The following is a 19,660-nucleotide window of genomic DNA, read 5'->3' as shown; positions in this document are numbered from 1 at the left end:
CCGTCAGCCGTCGGCGGCCGGTTCGTCCCGGCGCCGGCGGTCGAGGAGGACCGCGATCGTGAGGACGATCAGTCCGGCGACGCCGAGGAGGGCGCCGACGGCGGCCGGGGCGGTGTAGCCGTATCCGGCCGCGATCACGACACCACCGATCCACGCACCACCCGCGTTGGCGAGGTTGAACGCGCCGTGGATCAGCGTCGACGCCAGGGTCTTCGCGTCACCCGCCGCGTCCATCAGCCGCGACTGGACGGCCGGGAAGATCGCCGTCACCGCCATCCCGATGAAGAACAGCACGATCAGCGCCGTCACCGGGTTGTGTGCGGCGACGATGAACAGGGCGAGGACGCAGATCAGGGCGATCATGCACCCGAACAGCCCGGGGACCACCGCGTTGTCGGCGATGCGGCCACCCACGACGTTGCCGAGGATCATCCCCGAACCGAACAGCATCAGCGCCACCGGAACCATCGCGTGCGGCAACCCGGACACGTCGGTGAGCGTCGAACTGATGTAGGTGTACACCGCGAACGAACCGCCGAACCCGACTGTCGCGAAGATCAGCGTCATCCACACCTGCACCCGGCTCAGCGCCCCGAGTTCGGCCACCGGGTTGCTCACGTGCACCCCGGCCAGCGGCGGGACGAGGCGTGCCAACGCCACCAGCGTCACGATTCCGATGATCACCACGAGCACGAACGCGGACCGCCAGCCCAGGATCTGACCGAAGAACGCCGTCGCAGGCACCCCGACAACGTTCGCGACAGACAGACCCATCATCACGGTCGCGACCGCCTTGGCACGTTTGCCCGGTTCCGCAAGGTGCGCGGCGACCAACGCTGCGACCCCGAAGTACGCGCCGTGGGGCAGCCCGGCGAGGAACCGGGCCGCCAGCAGCGACTCGTAACCGGGGGCGAGGGCGGTCGCGAGATTGCCGACGACGAACGTGGCCATCAACGCGATGAGCAGCGTGCGCCGCTCGACGCGCGCGGCCATCGCCGCGATCGTGGGCGCCCCCACGACGACGCCGAGCGCGTACGCGGAGACGAAGTGCCCGGCCACCGGCTCCGACACCCCGGTCCCCGCAGCCATCGCGGGCAGCAGGCCCATGGACGCGAATTCCGTTGTGCCGATACCGAACCCGCCGAGGGCAAGCGCCAGCATCGCGCCCCGCCTGCTCGGTGACGGAATCCGCGGACGCAGAGACGGACGAGCGGTGACCGCAGGTTCGGTGAGGTGAACTGCAGGCGGCGTCATGGCAGCAAGACTCCCGTCGGGCTGATCGTAGGATCGGCGAGCACGTCCAATGGACTCGCCTGAGGATGAACCGGGCCGAGATAGTGGCACACCGGCTCGTACCAGTATGGGCGAGGCTGCAACCGAATTGACAATTCACGCGGGGGTGATTCCACTCACCGGCGCGGCATGTGGGTGCGTCGCCGTGACCTGGGGCGACGCACCGGAGCAGAGCGACCTACGTCACGTGATGTGTTCGAGGATCACCGTGTGCACGTGGTGGGCCTTGTCCATGCCACGGAAGTCGGCCTCGTACGTGGTGTCGGCGACGTCGAGGGCGATGCTGCTGGAGGAGAAGAACTGGCCTGCCCACGACTTGTTGCTGAGGAACGAGACCGAGCGGATGTTCTTGTACGGGATGGACGTGATCGCGGTGCGCTTGCCGACGAAGCTCTTGTCCTGGATGACGACGCGGAGGTTCGTGATCCCGAGGAAGCCGGTGCCCGCGCCGATGCAGTCGTACACGGCGATGATCGTCTCGCCGGGAAGGATGCCCTGCTGGACCTGCTTCAACTGTTCCGACTTGTCGAAGATCGGGTCGGTCATGGTTCCTCCTTCGACGGCGGTCCAGGCCTGTCCATCTTCGCAGAAACTTCGTCGAACGTGACGTGGATGCCCTCGTGCGGTACCGCGCGTTGCGCCTTCGCCTGGTCGGTGAACGTCCGCCTGTCGCCCTCCACGAGGTCGGCCTTGTCCGTGAAGGGCCCGAGCAGCGCCCGCGGGTGCAGCCGGTCGACGCGGACGACGTTGATCTCCACACACACCACGATCGCCGCGGCGGCGAGGAAGAGGAACGCCAGCAAGCCCAGCACGACGGCGAACACCCCGTTCGTCACGGACGCCGTGCTCACCACCTTGCTCACGTAATACGCGCCGAACGATTGGAGCACCTGCCACACCACGGCTGCTGCGACGGCGCCGGGCGCGACGTCGGCGACGGACAGCGGCCGGGCAGTGGCGAGCCGGAACGCGAGGATGAAGATCGCGGAGTTGATCGTGATCGCGGCGAGCATGAGAAGCACGGTGGACGATCCGGACAGGTGCGTCGCGGCGCCGACCGCCGCCACCGCGGCGGTGCCGAGGACGGCGAGACCGATCGTGCCGAGCAACAGCAGACCCCGCAACCGGCCTCGGATCGGGTCGGGCCGCATGTTGCGGGGCACCGACCACGCCGTGTTCATCGCGTTCTGGCTGGCCAGTGCCACCCCGAGGCCGCCGTAGAGGGCGCCGACGAGTCCGATCACCAGGCCCGTCACCCCGCCGCCGATCCGGTGCGGGTCCGCCAGGTCGGCGCCGATGACCGGGAACTGGCTCAGCGCCGAGTCGATGATGTCCTGCTGCAGTTCGGGGTGCCCCGCCAGCACGAACCCGAGCACCGTCGAGAGCAGAAGCAGGAGGGGAAACAGTGAGATGAACCCGTAGTAGGCGATCAACGCCGCAAGGTACACGCCCTGATCGTCGAGGAATTTGTACGTGACGGCGATCGGGAAGCCCATTGCCGGGTACTTCTGCTGGAGAGCGTCGAGCCGTCTGGCGAACTTCATCTCACGCTCCGTTTCCGCGACACCCGCTACCCCGATTCTGCCCGGGCCGCGGCCACGGCGATCAGACGGTCGGTTTCACCATCGCCAGGGCGAGGTCGGCGTAGCGCTCGGCGAGTTCCTCGGGCTTCAGCGGACCGTCGGCGTGCCACCACGTGCACACCGATTGACCCATGTTGATGATGCCGCGGACGGCGTCCCGCGGGAATTCGGTCGCGAAGTCGCCCTCCTCGACACCGCGCTCGACGACGTCGCGGAAGAGGTGCTCCTGTTCGTCGCGGAGGGCGACGACGAGCCGGCGGCCGGCGTCGTCGAGACTGCGTATCTCGGTGGCGCCGACCATCGCGTCCAGCTGCCGGGTGGTGTGGAACATGACCCACGCCCGCATCAGCGCCTGCAACTGGTCGGCGGGGGCGCCACCCGAGCGCAGCAGGGCCCCGCGGGTCATCGCGATGGCGTCGTGGAGTGCGCGCACCATGATGTCCTGCAGGATCTCCTGCTTCGACGCGAAGTGGTGGTAGATCGAGGCGACGGTGATATCGGCGCCGCGGGCGATGTCGCGCATGGACGTGCCGTGATAGCCGCGTTCGTTCATGTTGGCCACCGCGGAGTCGAGGATCACCTGCCGCCCGGTACCCGTTGCCACGGCGGCGACTTTTGCAGCGCACATCCCTCGGTCTCCGTCCCCGATCCGATCGTCACACGACCACTCAAGGGTAGTGGGTCCCGTCACAGAACCCGCTCTAGCGATCGTTCGGTAACAATGTCATGCTGGGGCGGTGGATCACATCGGACTCGCCGTCGCGGACGGTATCGCGACGATCACCCTGAACCGGCCCGACCAGCTCAACGCGTTCACCACCACCATGGAGAACGAGCTGATCGCCGCCTACGACCAGCTCGATGCGGACGATTCCGTCCGGGCGATCGTGCTCACCGGAGCCGGACGAGCGTTCTGTGCGGGCGCAGACCTGTCCGCCGGTGCCGCCACGTTCGATCACTGGCAGGACGAGGACGGGGACGAGGGCGCCGACGCCCGCCGCGACGGTGGCGGTCGCGTGGTGCTCCGGATGTTCGAATCCCGCAAGCCGATCATCGCCGCGATCAACGGACCGGCAGTGGGAGTGGGCATCACGATGACCCTCGCCGCCGACTTCCGCCTCGCCGCCGACGACGCCCGCATCGGATTCGTCTTCAACCGCCGAGGCATCGTGCCCGAATCCTGCTCGACCTGGTTCCTGCCCCGCCTCGTGCCCCTGCAGACGGCCCTCGACTGGGTCTACTCCGGCCGGGTGTTCCCCGCCACGGAAGCGTTCGACGCCGGCCTCGTGTACAAGCTGTACCCGCGGGAATCCCTGCTCGACGAGGCGTATGCGCTGGCCCGGAGTCTGACCGAGCACTCCGCCCCGGTGTCGGTGGCGCTGTCGCGCCAGATGATGTGGCGGGCACTGGGCGCCGAGCACCCGATGATCGCGCACCGCGTCGAGACACGCGGGATCAATATCCGCGGCATCGGACCGGACGCGCGCGAAGGCATCTCCGCGTTCCTCGAGAAGCGGCCGGCCGTGTTCCCCGACAGCGTGCGCGACGACCTGCCGGACGTGTTCGGCGAAGACCTCCCGACCCCGGCGTTCCGCGGATGACCGCCGAACTGCCTGCCCGCCCCGGCGTCGTCGACCGCTGGCACCACGTCGTCGACCGTCGCGACCTCACCGCCCTCGACGCCCTGATCGCGGACGACGCCGTGTTCTCCTCCCCCGCCGTGTTCACTCCGCAGGAAGGAAAGGCGAAGGTCCTGGCGTACCTCCGCGCCGCCCTGACCGTCTTCGACGGCACCGGTTTCCACTACGTCGAGGAGTGGTACGGCGACCGTTCGGCGGTCCTGGAATTCGCCACCGAACTCGACGGCATCCACGTCAACGGCATCGACCTCATTCACTGGAACGACCGCGATCAGATCACGTCGTTCAAGGTGATGGTCCGTCCCGTGAAAGGCCTGCAGGCGCTCATCCCGCTGATGGCCGCCCAGCTCTCCCAGTCGTAAACCACTGCATCAAGGAGAAATTCATGAGCCTGCCCCCCATCCTGCAAGACCGGCTTCGCCTGCCCGTCGTCGCGTCGCCGATGTTCATCGTCTCGGGTCCCGACCTGGTGATCGCCCAGTCGACGTCGGGCATCGTCGGCTCCTTCCCCTCGCTCAACGCCCGCCCGCAGCCCGTCCTGCGTGAATGGCTCACCCGCATCACCGAAGAACTCGCCAAACACGACGCCAACAACCCGGAGACACCGTCCGCGCCGTACGCGGTCAACCTGATCGTCCACAAGAGCAACGACCGCCTCGACGAGGACCTCGCGACCATCGTCGAGTTCGAGGTCCCGATCGTCATCACGTCCCTCGGCGCCCGCGCCGACGTCAACGACGCCATCCACAGCTACGGCGGCATCGTCCTCCACGACGTCATCAACAACAAGTTCGCGAAGAAGGCCGTGGAGAAGGGCGCCGACGGCCTCATCGCCGTCGCGGCCGGCGCCGGCGGACACGCGGGCACCCTGTCCCCGTTCGCGTTGATCCAGGAGATCCGCGAATGGTTCGACGGGCCGGTCCTGCTGTCGGGCTCCATCGCCCACGGCCGCTCGGTCCTCGCCGCGCAGGCCGCCGGCGCCGACCTCGCCTACGTCGGCTCCGCGTTCATCGCCACCGAAGAGGCCAACGCAGACCAGGGCTACAAGCAGATGATCGTCGACTCCACCGCATCCGACATCGTCTACTCCAACCTGTTCACCGGGGTGCACGGCAACTACCTGCGCGGCAGCATCGAGGCCGCCGGACTCGACCCGAACAACCTCGCCGTGTCGGACCCGTCCGCCATGAACTTCGGTGTCGGCGAGGACGCGGACACCGCCGCGAAGACGGAAGCCAAGCCCTGGCGCGACATCTGGGGCGCCGGACAGGGCATCGGCGCCGTCGACGCCGTCGTCCCGGCCGCGGAGATCGTCGAACGCCTCACCCGCGAGTACGCCGAAGCGAGGGCCCGCCTGCTCTAGGCGCTTCGCGCCCGTGCGCCTTTTTGGTAACTGGGACAACCAAAAAGGGGCTCTACTGACTCATTCGTGGGTTGGTCCGGCCGGGTAATTGTGGTCGAGCGCCCCCGAGGCTGAGCATTGCCAGTGCGATGACTGCCTCGGGGGTGTGGAACCCGAATCCACGTCGGGTGATGAGGCGGATCTTGGTGTTGACCGATTCGATCCGCCCGTTCGACAACCCGTGTTCGATGGCGGCGAGGATGGCGGGTTTGTGGACGAGGATGCTTTTCTGCAGCGCGACAAACGCCGGGATGCGGCACCGCCTCGCCCAGTCGATCCATCGATCGAGTTCGGTGGCGGCCTGCTCGGCCGGGAGCTGGAAGATCAACCGCAAACTCTCCTTGAGCAGGTAACCACGGTGCAGCACGGGATCGTGCAGTTCGATCCACCGCAGCGTCGCCCGCTGCTGCGCATTGAGCGTGTCCGGGTTCTTCAGCAACGCCCACCGGCTGCGTTTCACCGTTCGAGCTGGCCCGGCCTTTGGGCGACGCCGCGGTTTCCAACCGCCCCCACGGGAAGGGTTTCGGTGGCCCGCGCCCGATTCCACGCCGCCCGCCGCACCGTGTCCAGCGCTTCGGTGGCCCAGGCGACCACGTGGAACGGGTCCGCGCACCGGACCGCATCCGGGCAGTACCGGGTCACCACCGACCCGATCCACCCGGCCGCGTCCGAGGTGACGTGGGTGATCCGCGCGCACCGATCGGCCCCGAGCAGGTCGAAGAACCCGGACAGGGTGGCCGCGTCCCGGCCGGGGGCCGCCCACACCAGCCGGCCGGAGTCGTGGTCGACGACGACCGTCAGATACTTGTGGCCCTTCTTGTAGGAGATCTCGTCGATCCCGATCCGCCGCAGCCCGGCCAGCGGATCCCGGGCGGGTTCGGTGTCGGCCCACACCCGGTCCACGATCGCCCCGACCGTGCGCCACGCGGTGCGCATTAACTCGCACGTCGCAGCCTTCGAGGTGTGCGTGGCCAGCCACGCCACCGTCTGGTCGAACGAGTAGGTGTGGCCGGCGCGGTGCCGTGCCCAGGGCACCGCGGCCACCGTGACCCCATGCTCGCGGCAGGCCACCCGCGGTGCCTCGGCCTCGATGAAGGTACGGACCAGGCCGCAATCCGGGCCGCGCCACCGTCGCCGCCCGGCACCGCCGTCGTATCCGGGGCTGCGCCGCCCGCACACCCCGCACCGTGACATCGCCCGCGCCTGCGGACGGACCGCGACGATCACCGCCGCGGCCGATTCGTCGAAAACGACGTGCTCGATCACCGTCTTTTCGACACCCAACACCTGACGCCATATCCTGGCTTCGCGCACGCCGTTCTCCACACATGTAGCCGACTGACCCTAGACAAGCCAGAACGCTACTGGGAGAACGGCGTGCGCCCTCAGCAGGACCGGTATTCACCCACGCTCACAGCAGTAGAGCCCAAAAAGGCGCACGGGCGGCGGAGCCGCCTATCCTGCCGCGATGTCGCGACCGATGATTTCCTTCATGATCTCGGTGGTGCCGCCGTAGATCGTCTGGATCCGGCTGTCGACGTATGCGCGGCCGATGGGGTACTCCATCATGTAGCCGTAGCCGCCGTGCAACTGGACGCAGCGGTCGACGACACGCTTCTGCAGTTCACTGGCCCACCACTTGCCCTTCGACGCGTCGACGGCGGTGAGTTCGTCTGCGTTCAAGGCGAGTACGCACCGGTCGATGTGCGATTCGGTCACCTCGATCTCGGTGAGCATCTCCGCCAGCGCGAACCGGGTGTTCTGCAGATCGCCGATCGGCTTCCCGAACGCCTTGCGCTCGAACACGTAGTCCCTCGTCCACTGGTACGCGGCCTTCGCGGCGGCGATCGCGTTGACCGCGATCGAAATACGTTCGAGGGGCAGGTTTTCCATGAGGTGGACGAAGCCGCGACCCTCGGTGCCGAGCAGATTGGTGGCGGGTACCCGCACGTCCTCGAACACGAGCTCGGCCGTGTCCTGACCGGCCAGTCCGACCTTGTGCAGCTTGCGGCCACGGCTGAAACCGGGCATGCCCCGCTCCACGACGAGCAGGGAGAAGCCCTTGGAACCGGCGCTCGGGTCGGTGCGCGCGACGACGATGACGAGGTCGGAGTGAATACCGTTGGTGATGAACGTCTTCTGACCGTTGATCACCCACTCGTCGCCGTCCCGCACCGCGGTGGTCTTCACGCCCTGCAGGTCGCTGCCGGCGCCGGGCTCGGTCATCGCGATGGCGCCGATCAGCTCGCCCGCGGCCATGCCGGGCAGCCACCGCTGCTTCTGCTCGTCCGTGCCGAGGTTCACGATGTACGGGATGGCGATGTCGTCCTGGAGGGACAGTCCCGAACCGAACGACGTCGTCGCGGTGCGGGCGATCTCCTCGGCGACGACGTACCGGAAGCGGTAGTCGGTGACGCCCGAGCCACCGAATTCCTCGGGCACACCGAGTCCGACGATCCCGGACTTGCCGGCCGCCAGCCACGCCGAGCGGTCGATGAGCCGCTCGGATTCCCACCGTTCGTAATTCGGCTCGATCTCGCGGGCGAGGAATTCGCGCACGGTCTCCCGGTACGCTTCGTGATCCTTGTCGAATAGGGTGCGCTGCATGGTCTCTCCTTGTCGCCGGGACGAGCTCGTCCGGCTCGGTGGACCCGGCGCGATGTCAGTGGGCGGGTAGATACCCGACGGTGTGTAGAGCGATGTCGACGTAGCGGTCTGCGACCTGCTCGGGGGTCAGTGCCCCGCCCGGCTGGTACCAGCGCGGAATGGACTGGCACATCCCGAGGAGGGCGCGCACGGTCTCGGGGACGTCCCCGCTGTGGAACACGTCGCGGGCGACGCAGTCGGCGACGAGGTCGACCAACATCAGTTCGAGCCGCTTGCGGGACGCGGCGTAGCGGCTGCGGCTGTCGGCCGAGACGTGCCGCAACTCGGTGTCGAGGGAGACGTGCCGCACCCGGTACGTCATGTACAGGACGATCGCCTCGACGACGTTGGAGAATTGCGCCACCACGTCGTCGCCGGCCTCGCGGGCGGCTGCCTCGGCGCGGTCGTTCAGTTCGCGCATCTGCAGTTCGAACAGGGCCACGAGAACGGCTTCCTTGCTCTCGTGGTGGTAGTACAGGGCCGGAACGGTCACCCCGACACGACGGGCGATCTGCCGCACCGTCGTGCCGTGGTAACCGTTCTCGTTGAACAGATCCAATGCCTGCTCGAGGATGGGCGTCAGCGGCAGGGCCTCGAACGTCCGCCAGTCGGTGTACACCGGCTCCGTCACCGTCGGCCCGTCCTCGCGCAGAGTCACAGTTCGCCGATCAGCGCGGTGCCATGCGGATGGCGCCGTCGAGACGGATGGTCTCGCCGTTGAGCATCGGGTTGCTGACGATGTGCGCGGCGAGCGCGCCGTACTCGGACGGGTCGCCGAGACGCGAGGGGTGCGGAACCTGACCGCCGAGCGACTGCTGCGCCGCCTCCGGCAGGGAGCCGAGCAGCGGCGTCTTGAACAGGCCGGGCGCGATGGTGTTGACGCGGATCAGCAGCGACGCGAGGTCGCGGGCGATCGGCAGGGTCATGCCGACGACGCCGCCCTTGGACGCGGAGTACGCGGCCTGACCGATCTGGCCCTCGTACGCGGCGACGGAGGCGGTGTTGATGATGACGCCGCGCTCACCGTCGATCGGCTCGTTCTTCGAGATGCGCTCGGCAGCAAGGCGGATCACGTTGAACGTGCCGATCAGATTAACGGTGACGATCTTGGTGAAATCGGCCAGCGGGAACGCGCCGTTCTTGCTCACGGTCTTGATGGCGTTGCCGATGCCGGCGCAGTTCACCGCGACACGCAGCGGTCCGAGCGACTCCGCGACATCGAGTGCGGCGGACACGTCAGCCTCGCTGGTGACGTCGCCGGCGGCGAAGCGCACACGGTCGCCGAGTTCCTTGGCGACGGTCTCACCGTTGGACGAGGGCAGGTCGATGATGACGACGCTGGCGCCGTCGGCGAGCAGGGCCTTGGTGGTGGCCAGGCCGAGGCCCGAGGCACCGCCGGTGACGAGTGCGGCGCTGTCGTTGACGATCATGTCTATACCTTTCGGAAGCAGGATTTTCGGGGAAGTGGGTCAGATGCGTTCGATGATGGTGGCGTTGGCCATGCCCGCGCCCTCGCACATGGTCTGCAGGCCGTAGCGTCCGCCGGTGGCCTCGAGGTTGTTGACCAGGGTGCTCAGCAGGCGGGTGCCCGAGGAGCCGAGTGCGTGCCCGAGCGCGATGGCGCCGCCCCACGGGTTGAGCTTGGCCGGGTCGGCCCCGAACTCGTGCGCCCACGCCAGCGGCACCGGGGCGAACGCCTCGTTGACCTCGTAGGCGTCGATGTCGTCGATGCTCAGCCCCGACTTCGCGAGGATCTTCTTGGTCGCCGGGATCGGCGCGGTGAGCATGAAGACCGGGTCGTCACCGGCAACGGCGAACGAGTGGAACCGTGCCCGCGGGGTCAGCCCCAGCTTCGACGCCATCTCCTCGCTCATGATCAGCGCCGCGGACGCGCCGTCGGTCAGCGGCGACGAGTTGCCCGGGGTGATGTGCCACTGCGCCTCGGGGAACCGGGCCGCGTACTTCTCGGAATAGAACGACGACTTCAGCCCGGACAGTCCCTCGGCGGTGGTGGAGGCGCGCACGGTCTCGTCGGCGGTGTGGGTCACCGTCTCACCGGCGGCGTTGGTGACCGAGATCGGGACGATCTCCTTGTCGAACAAGCCCTTCGACAGGGCGTCGGCGGCACGCTGATGCGACTGCGCGGAGAACGCGTCGAGGGTGTCGCGGTCGAACTTCCACTTGGCGGCGATCAGTTCGGCGGAGATGCCCTGGTTGACGAGTCCCTCGGGGTAGCGGGCGGCGATGCCCGGGCCGGACGCGTCCTGACCGATGGTCGTCGTGCCCATCGGAACGCGGGACATCGACTCCACACCGCAGGCGATCACGATGTCGTAGGCGCCGGCGATCACGCCCTGCGCGGCGAAGTGCGCCGCCTGCTGGCTCGAGCCGCACTGGCGGTCGACGGTGGTGGCCGGAACCGAATCCGGGAATCCCGCCGACAGCACTGCCGTCCGGGAGATGTTGAGGGCCTGCTCGCCGGCCTGCCCGACGCAGCCGCCGATGACGTCGTCGACCTGTGCGGGGTCGATGCCGTTGCGTTCGACGATGCTGCGCAGCACGTGTGCCAGCAGTTCGACCGGGTGCGTGCCCGACAGCGCACCACCCGGCTTGCCCTTACCGGAGGCGAGGCGGACGACGTCCACGATGACAGCGTTGGTCATGATGTTCCCTTTCGAGGAGGAGAAAGTGTGTGCGGCTGCGCCGCCCGTGAGTACTTATTAACCGCCCGCGGTTAATAAGTACTCACGGGTCAGCGGCCCTGCCAGACCGGCTGGCGCTTCTCGGCGAACGCCGTCGGGCCTTCCTTGGCGTCGGCGCTGGTGAAGATGGTCGCGATGGCGGCGTTGTTCGCCTCCCACGCCCCGTCGCCCCAGTCGGGTTCGGTTGCGGTGCGGTGGATCATGGCCTTCGATTCGCGCACCGACAGCGGTGCGTTGGCGGCGATCTGCTCGGCGAGTTCGAGCGCGACGTCGAGGGCGGTGCCTGCCGGGGCGACACGGTTGACCAGGCCCAGTTCCTTGCCCTGCGCCGCGGTGATCGGCTCGCCGGTGAGTGCGATTTCCAGCGCGACCTTCTTCGGGATCTGCTGCTGCAGGCGGATCACGCCGCCGGCGGCGGCGAACAGTCCGCGCTTGACCTCGGGAAGCCCGAGGGCCGCCTCCTCATCGACGACCGCGAGGTCACTGGCGAGGACCAGTTCAGTGCCACCGCCGAGGGCGAAGCCGTTGACCGCGGCGATGGTCGGCTTGCTGATCCAGTGTTGCGCGTATCCGGCGAAGCCCCATTCGGGGTGCCCCTCCGCAGCGATGTTCCCGCCCGTGGAGAGGGCCTTGAGATCGGCGCCGGCGCAGAACGCGCGGCCGGCCCCGGTCACGACGACCACCCGCACCTCGGGGTCGTTCTCGGCCTGCTCGAGCAGATTGCCCACTGCGGTCGACAACGCGCCGTTCACCGCATTGAGCGCCTTGGGGCGGTTCAGCGTGATGATGCCGATTCCTCCGCGCCGCTCCCACAGTGCGGCTGCCTCCGTCGTCTCCGTCTGTTCTGGCACGTCTCGTCCTCCGCCTCGGCATGATTACTGATCGCTCGTTAAAGTTAGTACCACGGCGTCACCTACAGGGTCAATGGTCGAATTTATCTAGCGCCCGTTCAGTTGCGTCTGGTATGGATAGTCAGGGACCGACGGAGGAGATCACCACGTGTATGCCCAGCAATTGACCACCGCTTCCGGCCCCGCCGGAGTCCAGCTCGTCGAGATCGACGAACCCGACGGCACCGGCCGCGTCGTCGTGGATCTGCACGCCGCCGGAGTGTCGTTTCCCGACCTTCTGCAGACCACGGGCAGCTACCAGCTCGTCCGGGAACTGCCGTTCGTGCTCGGTGTCGAGGGCGCGGGCGTGGTCCGCAGCGCACCCACGGACAGCGGCATCCGTGCCGGGCAGCGGGTGGCCGTCCTCGCGTCGGACGGATCGTGGCAGCAGACCATTGCGGTGGAGCCGGACTCGGTGTTCCCGCTGCCCGATTCGGTGTCGCTCGAGGCCGGGGCGGGCTTCCTGATGAACTACCTCACCGTGCACTTCGCTCTCGACGAGCGCGCCCGCTACCGCCCCGGCGAGATCGTGCTGGTGCACGGCGCCGCAGGCGGTGTCGGGGTCGCCGCCCTGCAGGTCGCCGCCGCGCTGGGGCTCGAGACGATCGCCGTGGTCAGCACCGAGGAGAAAGCCGGCATCGCGAAGGCCAACCGCGCCGATCACGTCGTTCTCCTGGACGGCTGGAAGGACCAGGTCCGCGACCTCACCGGAGGCCGCGGAGTCGACATCATCCTCGACCCGGTCGGCGGCGACCGTTTCACCGACAGCCTGCGCAGCCTCGCGCCCAACGGGCGACTGGTGGTCCTCGGCTTCACCGGCGGCGAGATCCCCACCGTCAAGGTCAATCGCCTTCTCCTGCGTAACATCTCCGTTCTCGGGGCCGGCTGGGGCGAGTACGTGCGCACCAACCCCGGCTACACGAGCAGGCAGTGGGCGGCCCTGGGCCCGCTCCTCGAATCCGGTGCGCTGCAGATCGCCGAGCCCACCACCTACTCGTTCGAACACGCCGTCGACGCACTGCGGACGCTCGAAACCCGTTCCGCCACCGGCAAGATCGCCCTCTCCGTCCACCCTTCCTGACAAGGATCCCCATGAGCTCCGACATTCCCGGCGTGGACACGACCGTCGACGACGGCGTCCTGCGCGTCACCCTCGACCGTCCCGCCCGCATGAACGCCGTCACCACCGAAACCCTCGACGCCGTCGCCGACGCATTCGACAAGTACGCCGGCGACGCGGAGGTGCGGGCCGCCGTCCTCGCCGGCGCCGGTCGTGCGTTCTGCACGGGTGCGGACCTGGGTGGCGAGAACGTCTCCGGTCCTCCGTCGTCCGCGACGATCGACGCCGCGAACCGCACGGCGGCCACGATTCGCGCGTTCCCCCGGCCCGTGATCGGCGCGGTCAACGGTCCCGCCGCCGGCGTCGGGGTGTCCCTCGCCCTGGCCTGCGACCTCACGGTCGCCACCGCGTCGAGCTATTTCCTGCTCGCGTTCACGAAGGTCGGCCTCATGCCGGACGGTGGTGCCACCGCACTGGTCGCCGCGTCGGTCGGTCGCGCCCGCGCGCTGAAGATGGCGCTGCTGGCCGAACGACTGCCCGCACGTGAGGCTCTCGCGGCCGGGTTGATCGCCGACGTGTACCCCGACGACGAGTTCGCCGCGACCGTCGACGCCCTCGCGCGACGTCTCGCCGACGGACCGTCGGAGGCGTTCCACTTCACCAAGGACGCGGTCAACGACGCCACCCTCACCGAACTCGACAACGCGTTCGCCCGCGAGCGCACGGGTCAGCTCGACCTCCTCGCCGCCCCCGACTTCCGGGAAGGCGTCGCGGCGTTCCTGGAGAAGCGTCCGGCAGTGTTCGGCCGCGGCTGACGGCATCACGATGACCGCGACGTCGAACGCGCAGCCCTTCGCCTCCCGGCGCACCCACTGGGCGAATCATGTTGCCCGGCATGCCTTCGCGAAACCCGAGGCGGTGGCGCTCCGGTTCCGGGGCACGTCGACCACCTGGCGTGAGCTCGAGGACCGCAGCGCGCGGACGGCCGCCGTCCTCGCCGCCCACGGTGTCGGCCGCGGCGACCGCGTCGTGCTGCTGCTGACCAACCGCCCCGAGTTCCTCGAGGTGATGCTGGCGGCGACTCGCCTGGGTGCGATCGCGGTGCCGGTGAACTTCCGGCTCAGCCCCGGCGAGGTGCGGTTCATCGTCGCCGACAGCGACGCCACCGTCGTGGTCGTGGAGGATTCACTCACCGGGCTCGCCGCGGAGGTCGACGACAGCGTGCCGGTTCTCGTGGTCGGCGACGCCCCCGTCGACGTCTCGCTCGAGACGCAGTTGCGCGCAGCCGATCCCGACGTCCCGATCGCGGACGTGGCGGAAGACTCCCCCGCCGCCATCATGTACACGTCCGGCACCACCGGCCGTCCGAAGGGCGCGGTGCTGTCGCACCTCAATCTGCAGGCACAGGCACTGACCTTGATCCGCGGATGGCGACTGTTCGACACCGAGTCCGAGGTCAACCTGGTCTCGTCCCCGCTGTTCCACATCGCCGCCCTCGGCAGCGTCGGGCCGTTCCTGCTGATCGGCGCCACCATCGTGATCCACCCGACCGGTGCGTTCGATGCGACCGAGCTACTCGACGCGCTCGAGCGTGAGCGGGTGACCAGCGTGTTCATGGTGCCCACCCAGTGGCAGGCCATCCTCGACGACGCCGGCCTCGAGGGTCGGGATCTCGCCCTGCGGGTGCTGGGCTGGGGAGCCGCGCCGGCCACCCCGACCCTCCTCGACCGCCTGTACGCCGCCTTCCCGGACGCCGCGATCGTCGCGTTCTTCGGGCAGACCGAGATGTCGCCGGTGACGTGCATGCTCGACGGCAAGGACGCCGTGCGCAAGATCGGGTCGGTCGGGAAACCGATCGACACCGTGGCGATGCGCGTGGTCGACGAAGCGATGAACGACGTGCCGCAGGGCGAGATCGGTGAGATCGTCTACCGCGGCCCGGGACTCATGGAGGGGTACTGGCGGAACCCCGCGGCCACCGCGGACGCGTTCGACGGCGGCTGGTTCCACTCCGGCGACCTCGTGCGGGTGGACTCGGACGGGTTCGTGTACGTGGTAGACCGCAAGAAGGACATGATCATCTCGGGTGGGGAGAACATCTACTGCGCCGAGGTCGAGAATGCCCTGGCCGCCCACCCGGACATCATGGATGTCGCGGTGATCGGGCGGGCCGACGAGCGGTGGGGTGAGGTTCCCGTCGCGGTCGTCGTCCCGCGGGCCGGGGCGGCGCTCGAGGTCGACGCCCTCGCGGACTGGCTCGACGGCCGGGTCGCCCGCTACAAGCGGCCCAAATTCGTCGAGGTCCTCCCCCAACTGCCCCGCAACGCCAGCGGGAAGGTCGTCAAAGGTGTTCTGCGGGAACAGTTCGGCACGGTCAGCGGCTAGCCGGGGGACGGAGGTGGCGGACGAGGAAGTCGGTCTCGTCCGCGACCACCCGCTCGAAGAGCTCGCCGAAGTAGGGGTCGAAATGACCGCCCGGGTACACGTGCACCTCGGCGCCCGGGGTCTTGGCCGCGGCCTTCTGCGCGCTGCGGGTGAACGTGACGACGTCGTGGTCCGCGATGGCGAAGAAGACGGGGCAGGCGATCTTCGCGACCGTTTTCGTCGGCCGGTACAGCGCTGCCTGCAACGCCACCCGCCCCGGTGTCTCGTTGCGCCATGTCGAACCGGGCGGATCCATCCCGTGATATCCCGCCTCCGCGTCGGGTGTGGTCATGGCCGCGAACGAGCCCGGCGGCCCGACGACGGGAAACATGTACGGCGGCCGGTGCCGCAGCTGGGCGTACCGGTCCCGCAGGTAGGCGACCGCCATGCGGCCGAGGCCGACCACACCCAGTCGCGGAAGGTTCGTCAGACCGTCGACGTACGGAACCTGCGACACGACCGCGGCCACCCGCCGGTCCCGCGCTGCCGCCGTCAGGACGAGTCCGCCGGACAGTGACGTTCCCCAGAGCGCGACCCGGCTGGGGTCGATGTCCGGGCGGCTGCGCACGAACGCGACGGCGCTGTCCCAGTCGTCGAGTTGGCTGTCGATGTCGAGCAGTTGGCGGGGTTCGCCCTCGCTGGCGCCGAAGTAGCGGTAGTCGAACACCAGCGCCGTGACTCCCGCGGCCGCGAACCGTTCCGCGAACGCGTCGAGTCTCTGTTCGCGTACCCCGCTCCAGCCGTGCGCGAGCACCACACAGGGTGCTGCCGTGTGGGTTTCGGAATGGCGCCGGTACAGCCAGGCCGCGCAGCGCTGTCCCCGCGAGGAGAACCACACGTCCTCACGGCGGACGTCAGGGCACGACCGACCAGCTTCGACGGGTGACGGCCGAGGATTCATGGGAGGCGCCTCCGAGAGGTGTGGACATGGTCCAGTCTCGGGCCCTGCGCGCGGCGGCGACAGCCACCCTAGGGTGAAGAATCGGCACCCCAGGGTGGAAAATCAGCTCTCGAGTGCGACTTTCATGCACTCGAGCGTCTGCCGCATCCCGTCCTGCATCAGCTGGTCGCGGTTGCTGCCCAGCACCTTCGACTTCTGCACCAGCCGTACCCACCATACGGGCGTCGCGTAGATCTCCCGGGTCTCGGTGACGAGTGTGCCCGCGCCGGAGGGTTCGAGATGATACGTCCAGCGCGCCTTCGGCTCGTCCGCCTCGAAGGAGAACTTCTGGCCCGGAACGATATCCACGACGGTGCAGTGCGTCTTCCACCGCACCGGTCCGTGCCGGTTGGCGCCGACGAACCGGGCACCCACGGTCACCGGGGTGCCGGACGTCCAGCGCGCCCCGGTGTTCTCGGGACTGAACCGGCCCATTCCCTCCACGTCGGTCACCACGTCCCACACCTTGCCGGGCGGGACGTCGATCAGGATGCTCGCGCTGTCCACGCCTAGCGGCCCGGAATCCACTGCAGCGCCTTCACGAAAGGCGGCATGATCTTGGCCCACACCTTCGGCGACAGTCCGCGCGGACCGCCGAGGTTGAGGATGCGGGTGGTGGCGATGGTCTGCGGTTCGGTGTACTTGATGAGCCCGTCGTCGCCGTGGCGGCGACCGACACCGGACACTCCCATGCCGCCCATCGGCGCACCGGTGCTGCCCCATGCCGGGGCGTAACCCTCGTCGACGTTGACGGTTCCGGCGTGGATCCGTGCGGCGATGGCCTCGCCCTCCGCCTTGGTTCCCGCCCACACGCTGGCGTTCAGGCCGTATTCGGTGTCGTTGGCGCGTTCGATCGCCTCGTCCACATCGGCGACGGGGTAGATCGAGACCAGCGGCCCGAACGTCTCGTCGCGGTAGCACTCGGCGTCCTCGGGAACACCGGTCAGGACGGTCGGCTCGTAGAACAGGGGTCCGAGGTCGGGGCGCGCCTTACCGCCGGCGACCACGGTGGCGCCCTTGACGACGGCGTCGTCGACGTGGCTGGACACGGCCTTGACCTGCGCCTCGGAGACGAGACTGCCCATTTCGATCCCGAAGTCGTAGCCGGCGCCGAGCTTCATGTTGCGGACGCGTTCCCCGAACAAACGGGTGAACTCGGGTGCGATGGACTCCTCGACGTAGATCCGCTCGATCGAGATGCACAGCTGCCCGGAGTTGGAGTAGCAGGCGCGGACGGCGGCGTCGGTGACCTCACGGAGGTTCGCGCCTGCGGTGACGATCATCGGGTTCTTGCCGCCGAGTTCGGCGGAGAAGCCGATGAGACGGCGACCGGCCTGCTCGGCGAGGAGCTGACCCGTGGCCGAGGACCCGGTGAACATCAGGTACTCGGTGTTCTCGACGAGGGCGGTGCCGACCACCGAGCCCGGTCCGGGGACGACAGCGAACAGGTCGCGCGGCAGCCCGGCCTGGTACAGCAGGTCGACGCAGGCCAGCGCGCAGTACGGGGTCTGGCTGTCGGGCTTGAGGACGACGGCGTTGCCGGCGAGGAGCGCGGCGACCGCGTCGGACACCGCGAGGGTCATGGGGTAGTTCCACGGCGAGATGACGCCGACGACGCCCTTCGGCTGGTACCGCACGACCGTCTTGGTGAGGCCGGGCAGCATGCCCGAGATGCGCCGGGGACGCAGCAGCTTGGGGGCGACGCGCGCGTAGTGGCGGGCGGTCATCGAGATGTCGAGGACCTCCTCCTGCGCGGCGGCGCGGGACTTGCCCGTCTCGGCCTGAGCCATGTCCATCAGGGCGTCGCGGTTCTCGAGCACCAGGTCGCGGTACCGGTGGAAGATCGCGGCGCGTTCCGTGACGGGACGCTTGGCCCATTCCTTCTGTGCCACCCGGGCGCGTGCGATCGCGTCCTTGGCGTCCTGAGCGGTACCGACCGGGACGGTGGCCAGTTCCTTACCCGTGAACGCCTCGACGACGGACCGCGTCGGGCGATCCGCCGCATCCGGGATGGCGATGAGGTCGGCGAGCCGCGCGAACGTGGCGGCGGACGGAACAGGCATTTCGTACCCCTACTGGTTAGTAGTTTTTGCGGTTACACATAACTTACCTGCTTGGTGCGCCAAGTCACAGGGGCGGATGGACTAGTGCCGGTCTTCGAGCCCGACAGCCTCCCGCAACTTCTCCTCCGCCTTCTTCAGCTCGGGGTTGTCCTGGGCGGAGGAATCGAGCAGGGCGGCGAGCGCCTCGGCGATGACGTTCAGTTTCTCCTGCAGAGCCTCGGTGGCACGGCGGCTGGCATTCTCGAGCAGGACCACGAGAAGCAACGTGAAGACGGCACCGGCGGTGTGGATGGCGATCTGCCACTCGTGAAGGTCCTTCCAGAGCGGAATGCTGACGACCCACAGCGCGACCACTCCTGCGCAGATCCCGAAGAACGGCGCCTGGCTGACCCGGAGTTCGATCTGCTCCACGAACCTGTCGAACGCCGAACGCTGATCGGTGGGCTGCTGACGTGCGGCCTTCGCGTTGCGCACCATCTTCGGAGTCTAGGCTCAGCTGCCACTCCCGATATGCCCGTTTCACCCGAGTCGCCGCGATGACGGTGTCGAGGGAGACGACTCAGCCGCCGTCGCAGTGGAGCGCCATCCGGGCCGCGCTCGGCGCGGTCCGCCGAGTACCAAGCCCCGTTCCGCCGAGTGCGGGGGTCCGGCCGCCATCGCGCTGCCGATCCGACCTCGCCCAGGGCAGGCGGCCTCCGCGCCCGAGATGGACGCGTTCACCTCCATTAGCGATCCGATTATCGTGGCGGTTCGTCGGCACCGTCCTCGCTAGCTTCCTGCTGTCGATGGCGATCGCGGGGCTCATGACCGGCGCCCCGTGGATCGGCTTGTTCATGCTCGTCCTCGGCGGGGAGTGCCTCTACTGGGCTTCCTGCGTCCGAAGGTGCTCGATGCGCTAATCGTCGCATCGAGAATCTCCAGATGGCTGCTCGGGCGGACGCAGAACATGCCCCGATCATGAGTGGTCACCCCGAGTTCCGAGACTGGCGCTGGGACTGCCTCGACGCGGCTGGATCG

At 68.4% G+C, this 19,660-nt stretch carries 19 protein-coding genes and 1 pseudogene; 6 read left to right on the top strand and 14 right to left on the bottom strand.

Annotation, left to right across the window (positions count from 1 at the left end; genetic code table 11):
• Positions 1-3: 3 nt before the first annotated feature.
• The 4 genes from QM693_RS27545 to QM693_RS27530 form a co-directional block, all read right to left on the bottom strand.
• Positions 4-1,254: an MFS transporter gene (locus QM693_RS27545; protein WP_283353879.1), complete on the bottom strand. Its 1,251-nt coding sequence runs from the start codon at positions 1,252-1,254 to the stop codon at positions 4-6.
• A 222-nt stretch (positions 1,255-1,476) separates the two neighbouring features.
• Entirely contained in the window at positions 1,477-1,839 is a 363-nt protein-coding gene (locus QM693_RS27540) for a PH domain-containing protein (protein WP_054248435.1), read from the bottom strand.
• Positions 1,836-2,837 carry a YihY/virulence factor BrkB family protein gene (locus QM693_RS27535; protein ID WP_280781953.1) on the bottom strand — a complete coding sequence of 334 codons (1,002 nt, stop codon included), beginning with the start codon at positions 2,835-2,837 and terminating at the stop codon, positions 1,836-1,838. The genes QM693_RS27540 and QM693_RS27535 overlap by 4 nt, the downstream gene beginning before the upstream one ends.
• A gap of 61 nt (positions 2,838-2,898) precedes the next feature.
• Positions 2,899-3,504, bottom strand: a complete 606-nt coding sequence (locus QM693_RS27530; RefSeq protein WP_011596490.1) for a TetR/AcrR family transcriptional regulator — start codon at positions 3,502-3,504, stop codon at positions 2,899-2,901.
• 109 nt (positions 3,505-3,613) lie between these two features.
• On the opposite strand from QM693_RS27530, the gene QM693_RS27525 reads away from it, so the two are divergent.
• Genes QM693_RS27525 through QM693_RS27515 form a run of 3 tightly spaced genes read left to right on the top strand, consistent with a single transcriptional unit; the run spans position 3,614 to position 5,879 of the window.
• Positions 3,614-4,477 carry a crotonase/enoyl-CoA hydratase family protein gene (locus tag QM693_RS27525; protein WP_280781954.1) on the top strand — a complete coding sequence of 288 codons (864 nt, stop codon included), beginning with the start codon at positions 3,614-3,616 and terminating at the stop codon, positions 4,475-4,477.
• Positions 4,474-4,878 carry a nuclear transport factor 2 family protein gene (locus QM693_RS27520; protein WP_280781955.1) on the top strand — a complete coding sequence of 135 codons (405 nt, stop codon included), beginning with the start codon at positions 4,474-4,476 and terminating at the stop codon, positions 4,876-4,878. Before QM693_RS27525 ends, QM693_RS27520 begins: the two co-directional genes overlap by 4 nt.
• Positions 4,879-4,901: 23 nt before the next feature.
• Positions 4,902-5,879 (top strand): NAD(P)H-dependent flavin oxidoreductase, encoded by a 978-nt coding sequence (locus QM693_RS27515; RefSeq protein ID WP_283353878.1) that lies wholly within the window; start codon positions 4,902-4,904, stop codon positions 5,877-5,879.
• A gap of 52 nt (positions 5,880-5,931) precedes the next feature.
• On the opposite strand, the pseudogene QM693_RS27510 reads toward QM693_RS27515, so the two are convergent.
• The 6 genes and pseudogenes from QM693_RS27510 to QM693_RS27485 all read right to left on the bottom strand — a co-directional run bounded on the left by QM693_RS27510 (position 5,932) and on the right by QM693_RS27485 (position 12,117).
• Positions 5,932-7,232, bottom strand: a pseudogene (locus tag QM693_RS27510) (ISL3 family transposase).
• Positions 7,233-7,373: 141 nt separating this feature from the next.
• On the bottom strand, positions 7,374-8,525 hold the full coding sequence (locus QM693_RS27505; protein WP_283353877.1) for an acyl-CoA dehydrogenase family protein: 1,152 nt from the start codon (positions 8,523-8,525) through the stop codon (positions 7,374-7,376).
• 55 nt (positions 8,526-8,580) lie between these two features.
• Positions 8,581-9,222, bottom strand: coding sequence for a TetR/AcrR family transcriptional regulator (locus tag QM693_RS27500; RefSeq protein WP_283353876.1), 642 nt, complete (start codon positions 9,220-9,222; stop codon positions 8,581-8,583).
• Positions 9,223-9,232: 10 nt separating this feature from the next.
• Positions 9,233-9,994 (bottom strand): 3-hydroxyacyl-CoA dehydrogenase, encoded by a 762-nt coding sequence (locus QM693_RS27495; protein WP_283353875.1) that lies wholly within the window; start codon positions 9,992-9,994, stop codon positions 9,233-9,235.
• Positions 9,995-10,033: 39 nt separating this feature from the next.
• Positions 10,034-11,227 carry a thiolase family protein gene (locus QM693_RS27490; protein WP_061042174.1) on the bottom strand — a complete coding sequence of 398 codons (1,194 nt, stop codon included), beginning with the start codon at positions 11,225-11,227 and terminating at the stop codon, positions 10,034-10,036.
• A gap of 89 nt (positions 11,228-11,316) precedes the next feature.
• Entirely contained in the window at positions 11,317-12,117 is an 801-nt protein-coding gene (locus tag QM693_RS27485) for a crotonase/enoyl-CoA hydratase family protein (RefSeq protein ID WP_283332567.1), read from the bottom strand.
• 148 nt (positions 12,118-12,265) lie between these two features.
• On the opposite strand from QM693_RS27485, the gene QM693_RS27480 reads away from it, so the two are divergent.
• The 3 genes from QM693_RS27480 to QM693_RS27470 are packed head-to-tail and all read left to right on the top strand — an operon-like array spanning position 12,266 to position 15,601.
• The gene (locus QM693_RS27480; RefSeq protein WP_283353874.1) at positions 12,266-13,237 is read left to right on the top strand and encodes an NADPH:quinone oxidoreductase family protein; all 972 of its coding nucleotides are present in this window, start codon (positions 12,266-12,268) and stop codon (positions 13,235-13,237) included.
• 11 nt (positions 13,238-13,248) lie between these two features.
• Positions 13,249-14,031, top strand: a complete 783-nt coding sequence (locus tag QM693_RS27475) for an enoyl-CoA hydratase (RefSeq protein ID WP_283332564.1) — start codon at positions 13,249-13,251, stop codon at positions 14,029-14,031.
• Positions 14,032-14,041: 10 nt separating this feature from the next.
• Complete coding sequence (locus QM693_RS27470) at positions 14,042-15,601, top strand: long-chain-fatty-acid--CoA ligase (RefSeq protein WP_283332563.1); 1,560 nt, start codon at positions 14,042-14,044, stop codon at positions 15,599-15,601.
• Here QM693_RS27470 and QM693_RS27465 read toward each other — a convergent pair.
• The 4 genes from QM693_RS27465 to QM693_RS27450 form a co-directional block, all read right to left on the bottom strand.
• Positions 15,591-16,541 (bottom strand): alpha/beta hydrolase, encoded by a 951-nt coding sequence (locus QM693_RS27465; RefSeq protein WP_283332562.1) that lies wholly within the window; start codon positions 16,539-16,541, stop codon positions 15,591-15,593. The genes QM693_RS27470 and QM693_RS27465 overlap by 11 nt on opposite strands.
• A 102-nt stretch (positions 16,542-16,643) precedes the next feature.
• Positions 16,644-17,087 (bottom strand): SRPBCC family protein, encoded by a 444-nt coding sequence (locus tag QM693_RS27460; RefSeq protein WP_349307523.1) that lies wholly within the window; start codon positions 17,085-17,087, stop codon positions 16,644-16,646.
• A 2-nt stretch (positions 17,088-17,089) separates the two neighbouring features.
• Positions 17,090-18,643 carry a succinic semialdehyde dehydrogenase gene (locus tag QM693_RS27455; protein WP_283353872.1) on the bottom strand — a complete coding sequence of 518 codons (1,554 nt, stop codon included), beginning with the start codon at positions 18,641-18,643 and terminating at the stop codon, positions 17,090-17,092.
• Between the two features lie 81 nt (positions 18,644-18,724).
• A complete protein-coding gene (locus QM693_RS27450; RefSeq protein ID WP_005248960.1) occupies positions 18,725-19,120 on the bottom strand; it encodes a low affinity iron permease family protein in 396 nt (131 codons plus the stop codon).
• Between the last annotated feature and the right edge of the window lie 540 nt (positions 19,121-19,660).

Source organism: Rhodococcus sp. IEGM 1305 (assembly GCF_030058635.1).
Taxonomy (GTDB): Bacteria; Actinomycetota; Actinomycetes; order Mycobacteriales; family Mycobacteriaceae; genus Rhodococcus_F; species Rhodococcus_F opacus_D.
This window is presented reverse-complemented; position numbering and strand designations above follow the sequence as displayed.